This is a genomic window from Photobacterium minamisatsumaniensis (assembly GCF_050336695.1).
GTDB classification, from domain to species: Bacteria; Pseudomonadota; Gammaproteobacteria; order Enterobacterales; family Vibrionaceae; genus Photobacterium; species Photobacterium minamisatsumaniensis.
The window spans coordinates 151,497-163,849 of sequence record NZ_JAKJSI010000018.1 but is presented as its reverse complement, the minus strand read 5'-3'; the positions used below and the strand labels follow the sequence as shown (position 1 = coordinate 163,849).

The 12,353-nt window shown below is 43.6% G+C and carries 9 protein-coding genes; 6 read left to right on the top strand and 3 right to left on the bottom strand.

What is annotated here, in order from left to right:
- Nucleotides 1-409: 409 nt before the first annotated feature.
- Complete coding sequence (locus L4D78_RS10165; RefSeq protein ID WP_428466805.1) at nucleotides 410-1,285, bottom strand: LysR substrate-binding domain-containing protein; 876 nt, start codon at nucleotides 1,283-1,285, stop codon at nucleotides 410-412.
- 156 nt (nucleotides 1,286-1,441) lie between these two features.
- On the opposite strand from L4D78_RS10165, the gene L4D78_RS10160 reads away from it, so the two are divergent.
- Together L4D78_RS10160 and L4D78_RS10155 are read left to right on the top strand one after the other, a co-directional pair.
- Nucleotides 1,442-3,433 (top strand): CocE/NonD family hydrolase, encoded by a 1,992-nt coding sequence (locus L4D78_RS10160; protein ID WP_428466804.1) that lies wholly within the window; start codon nucleotides 1,442-1,444, stop codon nucleotides 3,431-3,433.
- Nucleotides 3,434-3,454: 21 nt separating this feature from the next.
- A complete protein-coding gene (locus L4D78_RS10155; protein WP_428466803.1) occupies nucleotides 3,455-5,047 on the top strand; it encodes a BCCT family transporter in 1,593 nt (530 codons plus the stop codon).
- Between the two features lie 96 nt (nucleotides 5,048-5,143).
- Here L4D78_RS10155 and L4D78_RS10150 read toward each other — a convergent pair whose 3' ends face one another.
- On the bottom strand, nucleotides 5,144-5,911 hold the full coding sequence (locus L4D78_RS10150; RefSeq protein WP_428466802.1) for an SDR family oxidoreductase: 768 nt from the start codon (nucleotides 5,909-5,911) through the stop codon (nucleotides 5,144-5,146).
- A 179-nt stretch (nucleotides 5,912-6,090) separates the two neighbouring features.
- Between L4D78_RS10150 and L4D78_RS10145 the strand changes: the two genes are divergently transcribed.
- From L4D78_RS10145 to L4D78_RS10135, 3 genes are all read left to right on the top strand, one after another.
- Nucleotides 6,091-6,630: a PadR family transcriptional regulator gene (locus L4D78_RS10145; protein ID WP_428466801.1), complete on the top strand. Its 540-nt coding sequence runs from the start codon at nucleotides 6,091-6,093 to the stop codon at nucleotides 6,628-6,630.
- 307 nt (nucleotides 6,631-6,937) lie between these two features.
- Entirely contained in the window at nucleotides 6,938-8,050 is a 1,113-nt protein-coding gene (locus L4D78_RS10140; protein ID WP_428460315.1) for an NADH:flavin oxidoreductase, read from the top strand.
- A 223-nt stretch (nucleotides 8,051-8,273) separates the two neighbouring features.
- The gene (locus L4D78_RS10135) at nucleotides 8,274-8,759 is read left to right on the top strand and encodes a VOC family protein (RefSeq protein WP_428460892.1); all 486 of its coding nucleotides are present in this window, start codon (nucleotides 8,274-8,276) and stop codon (nucleotides 8,757-8,759) included.
- Between the two features lie 94 nt (nucleotides 8,760-8,853).
- On the opposite strand, the gene L4D78_RS10130 is transcribed toward L4D78_RS10135, so the two are convergent.
- Nucleotides 8,854-9,807, bottom strand: a complete 954-nt coding sequence (locus L4D78_RS10130; RefSeq protein ID WP_428466800.1) for a LysR substrate-binding domain-containing protein — start codon at nucleotides 9,805-9,807, stop codon at nucleotides 8,854-8,856.
- 244 nt (nucleotides 9,808-10,051) lie between these two features.
- Between L4D78_RS10130 and L4D78_RS10125 the strand changes: the two genes are divergently transcribed.
- Entirely contained in the window at nucleotides 10,052-12,190 is a 2,139-nt protein-coding gene (locus L4D78_RS10125; protein WP_428466799.1) for a hypothetical protein, read from the top strand.
- The last annotated feature ends 163 nt before the right edge of the window (nucleotides 12,191-12,353 follow it).

Here is a 12,353-nt window from a genome sequence, read left to right as displayed (position 1 = left end):
ATCATACTGACTACCTAGCACTCACCCGATTGTGGTTATCAGGAGGATCGTCCTCTTACGATTTAGATCCCGATTGGCAAATGCCAATCTTCGTTACATTGTCGGAGCCGCTACTTTATTCAGGCTCTTAGGTTCATCTGGTGATACAGATGGTTCACACATTAAGCGGTGAACAGCGCTTCATACGACTTCACGTCGCACGCCCCTAAGTTTGTTACGAGTTATTGAAGCATCTGCTGGACTAAGGCCAGTTTGCATATTTTTTCTAATCTTTACTTAGTGTCTATGAAGCCGATAGCTATTCACTCTTTCGCAGTTTTGAGAACTAACTTGTCGCGTTTATTCAATTATCTTGCTCGTTTCTGATCACTTTTTCGCCTCACGTAACGCTAATTCACATAAAACCGTATTATAAACGCGTAATGGATGCCGACTGTTCTTGTTTGAGCACCCAGTTTACGAATGTTTGAGCGGCTGGATCGGTGCAGTGATCGGCAACCGAGAGAAAATAAGCTTTATCAGTAAAATCAAGCAATTCAGTTAGAGCAACCAACTGGCCGGCTTCCAATAACTCTTCAACATGCCAGTCCCACACGAGGGCAATTCCAGCATCATTGATGGCTGCCTGTATCACGGCAACTTGGTCAGTCATGCAAATCGCATCATGTGGTATACGGTATTCTAGTCCTGATTTTTCAGCCCAAGTTTGCCAACCCTCCCAGAATTCAAGTTCATCTTTTAGCATGACAAGGGGGAAATCAAACACGGTTGATATATCAATATATCCGCCGTGCTTTTCGAGGAACCCTGGGCTACATACGAGTAATACCCGTTCATGAAATACCAGATAGTTATTTTGATTTTTCGAGTGTATAGGGGAGTAGAAAAACGCGACATCATAGTTGTCATCGGTTGCTACTTGACGCTCGTTGTTCACATTAATATTAAATAGAACATCAGGGTGCTCTTGACGGAATTGATCTAATCGAGGCAATAACCAAAAGTGTAAGAAACAAGGGCCGACTTCAATATCCAAGGCTGGAACATTCGCGGCCTCATCCATGATCAGAGTTTCTTCAGCAAGTATTGTTAGTGCCTCAGTTACTCGGTCTAAATACCGGCGCCCTTCGTCAGAAAGACGCACACCTTGTGGTGAGCGGATAAACAGCTCTGTACTCAGCAGCGACTCTAGTTGTTTGATCTGTTTACTTACTGCTGTAGGCGTCACGCAAAGCTCATCTGCGGCTTTCGTTAAACTCCCCAACCTCGCAGCCGCTTCAAACATTATTAGGCTATTAGTGGAGGGTATTAACTTGGAGTTTATGGGCATAGTATTACTTGTGTGAACTTAAAGTTAACACCATGGTAACTAAATACTGATTTACTGACAAACTACGCGCTATAACATAGAAGGTTCTTTGCTTATGTAACAAGGATGACAATGAAGACCGTACAAAAGATCCATCACGACTGGCTTACCCTTCCTGATGGCACACGGCTCGCTTACCGAGCTTGGATGCCTGCTGATGTTGCTGCTAATCCTGTCCCCGCCATATTAGAGTTTCTTCCCTACCGTAAGAATGACGGTACCATCATCCGTGATGAAATCACGATGCCGGAAACGGCCGCACATGGCTATGCCTGTATTCGGGTGGATCTTCGGGGCTGTGGTGAATCAGAAGGTCTGTTTGAGGATGAGTATTCCCAGCAGGAACTTAAAGACGGTTGCGATGTGATTGACTGGATTGCCAAGCAGGAATGGTGTGACGGTAATGTCGGTATGGTGGGCATATCTTGGGGAGGGTTTAACTCTCTACAGATAGCAGCACTTAAGCCTCCTTCATTGAAAGCGATTATTACCCAATGCTCGACTGACGATCGTTTCAGGGATGACATCCACTTTGCTGGAGGCTGTCTGCTTAATGATAATATGGATTGGGCAGCTTTCTTCTGGGCTTATGCATTAGGCCGCTCTCCAGATGCTAAATTGGTTGGTGATGAGTGGAAAGATATCTGGCTTGACCGGCTCAATAAGATGCCGTTTTTGGCCAAACCTTGGTTGACGGAACAAACACGTTCTGACTACTGGAAGCATGGTTCGGTCTGTGAGGACTATTCAGATATTGAAATACCTGTCTACGCGATGGGTGGCTGGGCAGATGGGTATCGTAATACTGTTTTTTCTCTACTGAGTAATTTGTCTGGTCCAAAGAAAGGTCTTGTAGGGCCATGGGCACATAAATACCCTAATATCGCCTATCCAAACCCAAAGATGGATTATGTCGCTGAATCTGTCAGGTGGTGGGATCGCTGGTTGAAAGGGACTGATAATGGCATAGAGAAAGAACCAGAGCTGCATTATTACCTGCAAGACAGCGTACTGCCACACACTGATTATGAACATCGTGCTGGCTCTTGGGTGAGTGAGCCAACATGGCCATCTCTTAACACCAGTTATAAAAAATGGCACCTATCAGATAAAGGGCTGTCAAACACGATCTCAGACAGTCAGCCTCTGAGTATCCGTTCCCCACAAACGGTCGGCTTAGACGGTGGTCGATACTGTGTTGGTATTCGAATGGATATGGAAAACCCGGCAGATCAACGTATCGACGATGCTGGCTCACTGGTTTTTGATTCCGATACACTAACAGAAGATCTGCCGATAGCAGGGCAGGTGATGGCGCATTTATCCCTATCAAGTGATAAACCTCAGGCCTATGTTATTGTTAGGATCTCTGATGTACATCCGACTGGCGAGGTAACTCGAATAACTCACGGTCTGTTGAACTTGTCACACCGTAACAGTAACGAATTTCCTGAATCTCTTGTTGCCGATGAAGTTTATGATGTGGATGTCGCGTTGAATCATATGGCTTATGTCGTGCCAAAAGGCCATAAAGTTCGGATTGCCGTATCGACTTCTTACTGGCCTCTGATATGGCCATGTGCAGAAGATGCTACGCTGACGCTACAACCATCGCAATGTTCAGTGAGTATTCCGCTGAATCTATCACCTGCAACGTCAGAACTTGTCCCTAGTTATGACAAGCCAGTGGCGTTTGATGGTCAAGTAATACGTGAGCCAAGCAGTAAACGTATTGTTCATCGGGACTATAAAACCGGTGTGAGTACCCTTGAAACTGTTGAAGATTTTGGACGTCAGTTTATCACTTCATCGCAGAGCGAAATTGACTTTACCATTGAGCAAGCGTTGTCGATTCACTCGCAAGATCCCTTAAGTGCGAAAAACGACATTCGCTTATGTGTAGATATGGGGCGTGATGGCTGGCGTACTGCAATAGAAGCGCATTATGTAATGACGTGTGATGCAAAGCACTTCTACATTAAAGCGCAATGGAAAGCCTGTTGCGATGGGCAAGTAATTTTTGAAAAAAGTTTTGATGAAACTATCAAGCGCAACTACATGTAATCGATGTTCAAGGATGAGTAAATGATTAAGAATATTCGACCTTTGGTCTTTTTCCCAACCTTCTTGATATTGATGGCAGCATTAGTATTTAGTTTGGTTGACTTAGCGGGTTTCACCGCGCTCACTGGTGCGATTAACAACAGTATCTTGCAGCATTTCTCCTGGTTATTCAGCCTAGGGAGTTTCTACCTGCTGGTGCTTATCGTGATCACTTATTTCTCTAAGTTGGGTAATATCCGTATTGGGGGGGAGTCTAGTACGCCTCGTATCAATAAAAAACGCTGGTTTATGATAGTTCTCTGCACCACATTAGCGGTGGGTGTACTGTTCTGGACTACTGCGGAGCCGATATACCACATCTATGGACCACCAGAGAGCTTGGGTATCGAGCCTGGCAGCGCAAATGCGACACTGTTTGCGATTTCAGCGATGTTTTTGCACTGGGGGCCGACGCCATATGCTATCTATTGTGTGCCAGCGCTTATTTTTGCGCTCGCATTTTATAATCTTAAGCTTCCGTTTTCGATTTCCAGCTCATTGCGTCCGGTGTTTGGTCGTTACCTGACACCACAGGTTTGTGATGTGATTGATGCCTTGGCACTTTACTCTTTGGTGGTGGGGATGGCTTCATCGCTCGGTACTGGTGCGCTGACCTTGGTGGGTGGTGTAAGCCAGTTTGTCGAGATTGAGCGTAATATGTTTACACTCGGCCTATTTATCGCTGTGATCGTGGGGACTTTCATCTTTTCTGCAGCCAGTGGCTTGATCAAAGGTATTGCCCGTATGTCACAGGCGAACTTTTGGATGCTTATTGCGTTATTTGTCTTTGTGCTGTTTGCTGGCCCAACAACGTACATTTTGGCGCTTGGTGTTGAAGGGTTGGGCGAATTTATTCAATCGTTCTTCCGTTTGAGCTTATTTACCGGTCAGGCCGCCAATGACCCATGGCCTCAATGGTGGAGTGTATTTTATTGGGCGGTGTGGTTTGCATGGGCGCCTATCACAGCAATGTTCCTTGGTAAGATTGCCCGTGGTTACACGGTGAAAGAGTTTATTCAGGTTAACTTGATCTATCCAAGCTTGTTCATCATGGTTTGGGTATCGGTATTTTCCAGCACTGCTATTTATATGGATGCGCAAAGTAATGGTGGGTTATATACCGTGCTTAATGAACAGGGTATCGAACAGCTGCTATACCATATTATGGGGCAATTGCCTTTCAGCGGAATAACCTCATTATTTTTGATCCTGATTGCGTTCATTTCATATGTAACCGCAGCGGATTCTAGTACTGATGCCATCGGTGATTTATGTACTAAAGATTTTGACTCTGAGTCTGATGAAGGCACTTCACTTCCGATTAAAATTCTTTGGGGGGGAGTCATTGGCTTGGTTGCTTGGATCATGGTGAGTACGGTTGGTATCAATGGGGTTAAACAGCTGTCGAACCTCGGGGGACTTCCTGCAACAGTAATTATTCTAGCTTGTAGCCTGACATTAATTCGCTGGTTGAGAAAGCCTGAACTGTTGACTTCCGACGCTCACCAAAATGAGATGGCTCAGTCACTTGATGACAATAATGCTGGTGGAGAACCGGTATACGAGAAGCTATAACCATAAGAGCACATCGTCCATACAGGGCGATGTGCTCGAAATATTTAATAGTGATTGTTTAAAAGTGGCTAATTCAGCAATGTATATCGATGATGTTTAAACAGAAAAATGAGTGTTAAAGGTGAAAGGCATCTGTGCTTCTAAGTCACCAACTGTTTTATTCTGAATCAGACTTGTCAGGTAAGCGGCGAGATCTTCTGCCTGTAGTGAGTAACCTTTACCAAGCTTGTAATTACTGCCATCCACTTTGTAGTCCATATCAACGTTTTGTGAGTCGCCCAGCCTTCCTTTTACTCCTGGACGAATACCGCCACAGCGTAGCACCGTCCATTTCTTATATTCACCATCAAGGATTAAATTTGTCTCTAAGTAGTTGTCCTTCAGCGCTGGATAGATTGCCTTTAACAGCTTGGATAAGATTCTATGATGGGGGCGTATATGGGCGTCATATTGGCCAAAGTACTCTGGGCCAATAAACGTAAATACGTGAGGTTTGATATCAGCTTGGTTGGCATGCTCAATCAAACTGCGAGTGAGAGATAAAACAGGGGTTCCCCATTGTCTATTCACTTTCGATAATGGCACCCATGAAATTTTAGGTGAGGCGCAGTTGAACACCATTGAGCAGTTCGACAAAGCGTCATTTAGCGCAGTATTTGGCGCAGCTGAAAACAGGTCTGTTACGAAAATAGAAAGGGTAGGCTGGTCAGCACTGATCCCTCTCTCTTTTAGCATATTTAGCAATTTAGTCTTGTCACGCACTACGGCACGAACCGTTAAGTTTTTAGAGAGCAGGCTAGCGGTTAGTTCAATTCCGATTCGGCCTGTGGCGCCTAATACGCAGAATACTTGGTTGTCTTTCATCAATGAGTCCTACAAAAAAGAATTACATATCAGCCAGATGGTATATATAAATTTGACTATCCCCCTTGAGACTGTAGGCACTTCCTAATGCGTCAATTAACTCTCTTTTAGCAATGAGAGCTGTTTACATATGTACCTGCTGACTTGACTTTATATTATTGAGCGATAATATTCCATATATGGACTATAAGATCAACAACTCAGAATTTGCACTGCTCTCTTTGATAGAAGAGCTAGGTAACTGCAATGGCTACCAACTTCGACAGAGCGTTGAAGAGCGAGGCTATGGTGCGTGGAGTGGCGTTAGCTCCTCTTCAATTTACGTCACCCTAAAGAAGCTTGAAAAGAGACGTTTTGTGCTATCCCAGCCTGATACTCAAAAGCAGAGCAAGGGGCCAACCGGAAGAATTTACAATGTAACAGATGGTGGAAAGCAAGCATTAGAACTCGCCACAATAGAAGCGCTAACATATGCCAGAGAGACTGACCCAAGATATAACCTTGCCCTATGCGGTATCGACCTGTTACCTGTATCTAAGGTACTTGAATGCTTTAAAGAGCGGCAAAAATCACTACAAAGCACACTAGACATGTTAGAAGAGATGGCTCAAATGGCGATGCCACTAAGCGCTAAGCTGCTTTATGGGCGTATTATTGAAGGACTAAAAGCGGAGATAAATTGGATGAAAGACGCAGTAGAAAAGATATCGTCACAGTAAATTCGTAGATAACTAGTAACTGAGGTCTCCTAGACATTCGTTCAGGTATTTAAATAAAAATAATAGGACGGCTTAGAATAGTTTTTAAGCTTTGTTGTTTATCAATGTTAGTTAGGTAAAGCCTTCGATGATTTGTATGACCTAACCTTAATCTAGATTAAGTTTTGTCGTCGATTTTCTCGGTAGAATCCCGCTCCGCTCACTGGATTAGAGCAGTAAATAGAAAAGGAACAGCCATGCTAACGGTGTGGCTGTTCTTTTTTGTATTTATCGTTGAGCAGGCAATACAAATTTAAGAGGATTAGACTTGAGTACTTTGTTTACTGAAACCCGCATTGGCAACTTAGCACTGAAAAACCGCTTTATGCGAAGCGCGACGTGGGAAAATATGGCAACCGAAGACGGCCATATGACGGATAAGCTGTATGCCATCTATGAAGAGCTTGCGAAAGGCGAGGTGGGTCTAATCGTTACGGGTTACGCAAATATTGTCGAAGAAGAAAAGCCCAACGCTGGCATGATGGGCATGTATAACGATTCATTTATCGATGAGTATAAAAAGCTGACCGATCTTGTACATCGCCATGGCTCTAAAATTGCCATGCAGCTTGCCTATGGTGGTACAAAAACCACTTATAATGTTGGTGAGCGAGTGATCTTTGCACCAAGTGATGTGTGTGAAAGAGGCACGCAGACACAAGGTAAAGCGATGACCAAAGATAATATCGACTACATTGTTGATGCATTTGCTCAAGCGGGTCTCAGGGCATTAGAGTCAGGCTTCGATGGTATTGAGATCCACGCAGCCCATACTTATCTAATTAACCAGTTTTTAAGCCCATACTATAATCGTCGTGAAGATGAATATGGTGGTAGCTTAGAGAACCGAATGCGCTTCCTGTTGGAGATCTTTGCCGAAACCAGAAAGCTGGTGGGCGACGACTTCCCGATCATGGTTAAGCTTACAGCAACTGAGTTCTTCAAAGGCGGTTTAACCTTTGATGAAACGCGCCTTGTGTGTAAAAAGCTAGAACAAGTGGGTGTAGATGCCATTATTATTTCGGGTAATATCCATGGCAAGGCAAACACCATGGTGGGTGAGTCCCATGATGGTTATACCATCCAAGAAGAGGGATATTTCCATGAATATGGCAATGTTATTAGCCAAGAAGTGGATGTACCGATTATCACGGTTGGTGGGTTAACCGATATTGCTGCGATTGAAGACATCGCCAATAACACCAACATCCAATACTTTGCGCTTTCAAGGCCGTTGTTGTCTGAGCCGCATCTGGTAAAGCGCTGGAAGGAAGACGACAGAGCGCCTGTAGAGTGCGAAAGGTGCTCGAAATGTCGCACCAAGCGCGGAAATTTCTGCGTGGTGAACAAAGACAGAAAGGCGCAACTTGCTAACCTGTAATCTTGCCAACTTGTTATAGAGGTAGGCCGTTGAGCCTAACCGCTTAATGTTCCCCCTCATTGAGCCAGCAGTTGTTTGCTGGCTTTTTTGTACATACCGCAACAGTGATTACATAAAGTTATCATTTTAATAATTAATGATAATTTTCCATAATTACAATATCGCAATATACTGACTCCATTGAAACAAGACACGAATCAAACATCGGAATTTTGAGCAGATTATGAAAATGAATCACGTAGGCATCATGGTTGGCGACATGGATAAAGCGGTTGAGTTTTACACTAATGCGCTGGGTCTTAAAGTGGTAATGGGCAACACCAAAGTGGTTGAAGAGCGCGAAAGTGCAATCGGCAGAATGTGTATCGCTGTTTTTGGTGAAGGTTTTAAAGGCTTCAACATCGCACACCTAGTGACAACTGACGGGATTGGTGTTGAGCTGTTTGAAATGAAAGAGCGTCAGGAACGTCATGAAGTTGATTTCTCTCGACTTGGTATTTTCCACTTCTGTCTTCAGACCGATGACTTCGCAGGTGTGATTGAGAAAGTTGAGCAGTTTGGCGGTAAAGTACGTATGGATATCATGCGTTACCACCCAGAAGACGATAACAAGCAAGCGAAAATGGTTTACCTAGAAGACCCGTTTGGCAACTTATTTGAGCTTTACTCGCACACATATGAAGAGACTTACGCGTCTGACTACGAGTAAATAAAACCTAAAAGCTTAATGACGAAGGATTGGTGTAATGCCAATCCTTTTTGTATATTCGGCGTGCTAGGTGCTAGGTGCTAGGTGCTAGGTGCTAGGTGCTAGGTGCTACTTTTGACACTGTGCTCGCTAACATGTCACATTTTCTCAGCCACTCACAAAAAGCAGTTATTTTGGCTTCATTCATGTTGGTTTGGTTCTTCACCAGATAATGTTGGCTTTTGCTTGGCATTGAACGGTGATGGGCAATAACGAGATCGCCTTGCTTTACGGCATCTTCAACCAATATCGATTTAGCGAGAAGCATTCCAAGCCCTTGGCTAGCCGCTTCCATAGACAGCTGAGTACTATCAAACGACATTATTGGCTCGACAAACGATATGTTACGCTCATGCAAGTCAAACCAATCTCGCCAACCTTCGCTATAACCCAGTGTTGCGAGTTTCGGGAAACTGGCAAATTCCTCAATGCTGCAGACAGAGTTATGCTCTTTACTAAATGATGGACTGGCTACGACTACCCATTGCTCATTCGATGTTAAGGGCTCATAACAAATGTCCTTCCAGTTGCCGTAGCCATTGACGATCTCAAGATCAACGGTGTTGTTATTGCTTGGGTATAGGTTTGTTGTCGAGTAAAACTGGATCGATATATCAGGATAGCTGCGATGAAAATCAGCCAGTCTCGGTAGCAACCATGTATGGCAAAAACTTTGAGCGACTCTTATTGTCAGTGTTTGGCGCTTCTTTTTTCCAAATAAATGATGGGTACCGAGAGACAGATTATTAAGCGTATCTGTCAGAAGAGGTAAGTACTGTAATGCTTGCTCAGTAGGCATAAGCTGGGTACCAATTCGAGCAAAAAGACGGGCGTCTAGAAAATCTTCTAAAGATTTTATCTGCTGACTAATGGCTGCACGACTCACGTTGAGCTCTTCAGCCGCATCAGAAAAGCTGCCATGTCGAGCCGCAGACTCAAATGCCCGCAGCGCTTTAAAAGGGGGAATTCGACGTTGATGATGACTCGATTGGCAGTTATTGATTTTCATGTAAAGAGTTAGAAAGAGAAGTAGTCAAAAAACTATAACTCGGCTTTATGAAGTACTAATGAATGATTGATGCAGTTTGTTTAAATCATACGTTGGCCAAGCAGTGAATGCTTAATCGATTTTAAGTTGTTACACAAGCTATTTTTATTCCCGATCATGTAAAGAAAACATGCAACGTCTTGAAATATAATTGACATTGTCTACCTATAGCCTCACTTCATCACTAAATGATGGAGTCACAAACATGAATAATGCGTTCCGATATGCAAGTACGGTGGTTGTTTTTACTATGCTCGCAGGGTGTAACAGCTCTACTGATGAAAAGAGTAGTCAGCCGTTAGAGAAAGAGCGTAAGTCTTTACTTGTAATGATTGATGGTGCTCGTTATGAAGCAGTACTCAACGCAACCACCCCAAACTTGGATAAGTTAGCAATTCAACAAGCGTATACGGGCGGAATTTCGGATACGCTTTCTCAGTCTGGGACGAGTACCGTAGAAGGTGAGTCGACACTTTGGACAGGAAGTTGGCACACGGTTCAAAAGTCAGGCGAAAACGGATTCAAAACCGTATGGCAGCATCTAATTACTGACCAACCAGAATTCACGATAGGACTTTATCCAAATTGGCCTATTTTTGACTACGTTAATTTTGACCTGAGTGTGATTGAAAATAAAAAGGCTTTTCGTACCGGCACCAATATTGATGCTGAGCACGATAACGCACGCATTATCGCTGATAAGATTTTATCTGGTGACTATGATTCGTTGTTCACGACGATTGATATGGTTGATTACTCAGGGCACTGTTACTATGGCAATAGTGGCGGGGCTTGGTCAGATGATTATGTCAAAACCATTGAAGAAGCAGACCAAGTATTCGGTTACATGATGGATGCCGTCCTTGCAAGAGAGGCTGAATACAATGAAGAGTGGTTGGTTATGGTCGCCCCTGATCATGGTTTTAACCGCCAAAAAGATAATGGCTCGGTTGATTGTGCTCATGGCTCCCAAGACATTGATGCCAAGAAAATTTGGGTGGCATCAAATCAAGCAGAACAGCTAAACCAGCAGTTTACATCCCCATTAAATTCCATCGGTAACCGAGACAAAGATGGTATTTACCGCTATGTTGCCCAAACCGATGTAACTCCGACTCTGCTTACATGGCACAACGTAGATATTAAGCCAGATTGGGCGATAGAAGGAACGCCGCTTATTGGTGAAATTGGTGTACGTGGTTTATTTGTCGAGAATATTCAAGATGCCAACACGGTCGAAATCACGTTTACTGCATCAAACAACTTACCCGTTCAAGTTTTTGCAAACGGTAGTGAAATCGTTCAAATAGACAATGCCTCTACAGGCGATATATATACCTTTGAATATGAGCTTGATAATTTAGAGCCCGGCAGTCATCAAATTACTTTTACATTAGTTAATAATGCCATCCCTAAGTCGATAACCACTGCTGTCACCATACTCGATGATGTTGACTATGATGATCTGCCATTTGGTTCGATTAGTGCGCTGTATAGCTTTGACGATGAATTAACCGATAACAGTATTGCTGGTGGTCATGCGTTAAGTAAAACGGGCGAGCCGAGCATTGCTTCTACGGCAGGCAAGTATGAAAACGCACTGTATCATGTGCGAAATTTCAACAATGACTTATTGTTTGACGATCTAGTCACTAATACCGACAAATTCACTATTTCATTATGGTTTATCGGTGATGGTACATCTTACGATCCTGCAATCTTAACCAATAAGCGCTGGGCATCGGCTGCAGATGGAATGATCTTGGCTCAGCTTAATGCCAGTTTGAAACTCCAAGTTGGTGTTGATGGTGAAGGGAGCTGTTGCTTTGTCCAATTACCTTATACCCCAACAACAAGTATGGACAACTTGCAATGGAACCTGCTGGTTGCAAGCGTGGACAAGACGAAAGCGTGGAGTAATGGTGAAGGGTTTGGAGTGATGACATTTGGTGTTTATAACGCGAAAGGTAATCTGCAATACGGTAGTGTTGATCTGACTGGCGATAGAAAGAACACGATTCATACTGGTTTGCCATGGTTGATTAACAATGATCATGCTCAAACGTACAATACCGGACATGCTGTCATGATGGATGAACTTATTGTTTGGGACAACGTAACGTTTACACCTGGTGAAGTAGTGGCTCTTGGAAGCGCTGCACAATCTGTTACCGATAAACTGTCGTTGGCCTCGGGTCGTTCTAACATGGCAAGTAAGTCTTTCTCTACGGTTGTAGAGTATTTGGGTGCAAACCCAAACCTATCTGAACAAGAGAAACAATCTGAAGCCTTTTGGCAGCGTCGTCGCCAAATGGAAGAGCTAAAAGCAGAGCTTGCTAACTAAGTTGTAAATAAAATGGCTCACTTTTATGAGTGAGCCAAATTATTAAAACGGCCCGTTTTACCATAAAATCCTTTATTACCAACTGCATATTGTTTTGTCCTCTAGCTGCTTCTTAAAATCATGGAGCTGTCTATAAAATTAGATATTCAGCCTCATTACCAAT

Bases quoted from the DNA above. Each gene is read 5' to 3' on its own strand.
- L4D78_RS10135 (WP_428460892.1), top strand. From the start codon at position 8,274: ATGAAAATGAATCACGTAGGCATCATGGTTGGCGACATGGATAAAGCG.
- L4D78_RS10155 (WP_428466803.1), top strand. From the start codon at position 3,455: ATGATTAAGAATATTCGACCTTTGGTCTTTTTCCCAACCTTCTTGATA.
- L4D78_RS10165 (WP_428466805.1), bottom strand. From the start codon at position 1,285: ATGTTTGAAGCGGCTGCGAGGTTGGGGAGTTTAACGAAAGCCGCAGAT.
- L4D78_RS10125 (WP_428466799.1), top strand. From the start codon at position 10,052: ATGAATAATGCGTTCCGATATGCAAGTACGGTGGTTGTTTTTACTATG.
- L4D78_RS10160 (WP_428466804.1), top strand. From the start codon at position 1,442: ATGAAGACCGTACAAAAGATCCATCACGACTGGCTTACCCTTCCTGAT.
- L4D78_RS10145 (WP_428466801.1), top strand. From the start codon at position 6,091: ATGGACTATAAGATCAACAACTCAGAATTTGCACTGCTCTCTTTGATA.
- L4D78_RS10150 (WP_428466802.1), bottom strand. From the start codon at position 5,911: ATGAAAGACAACCAAGTATTCTGCGTATTAGGCGCCACAGGCCGAATC.
- L4D78_RS10130 (WP_428466800.1), bottom strand. From the start codon at position 9,807: ATGAAAATCAATAACTGCCAATCGAGTCATCATCAACGTCGAATTCCC.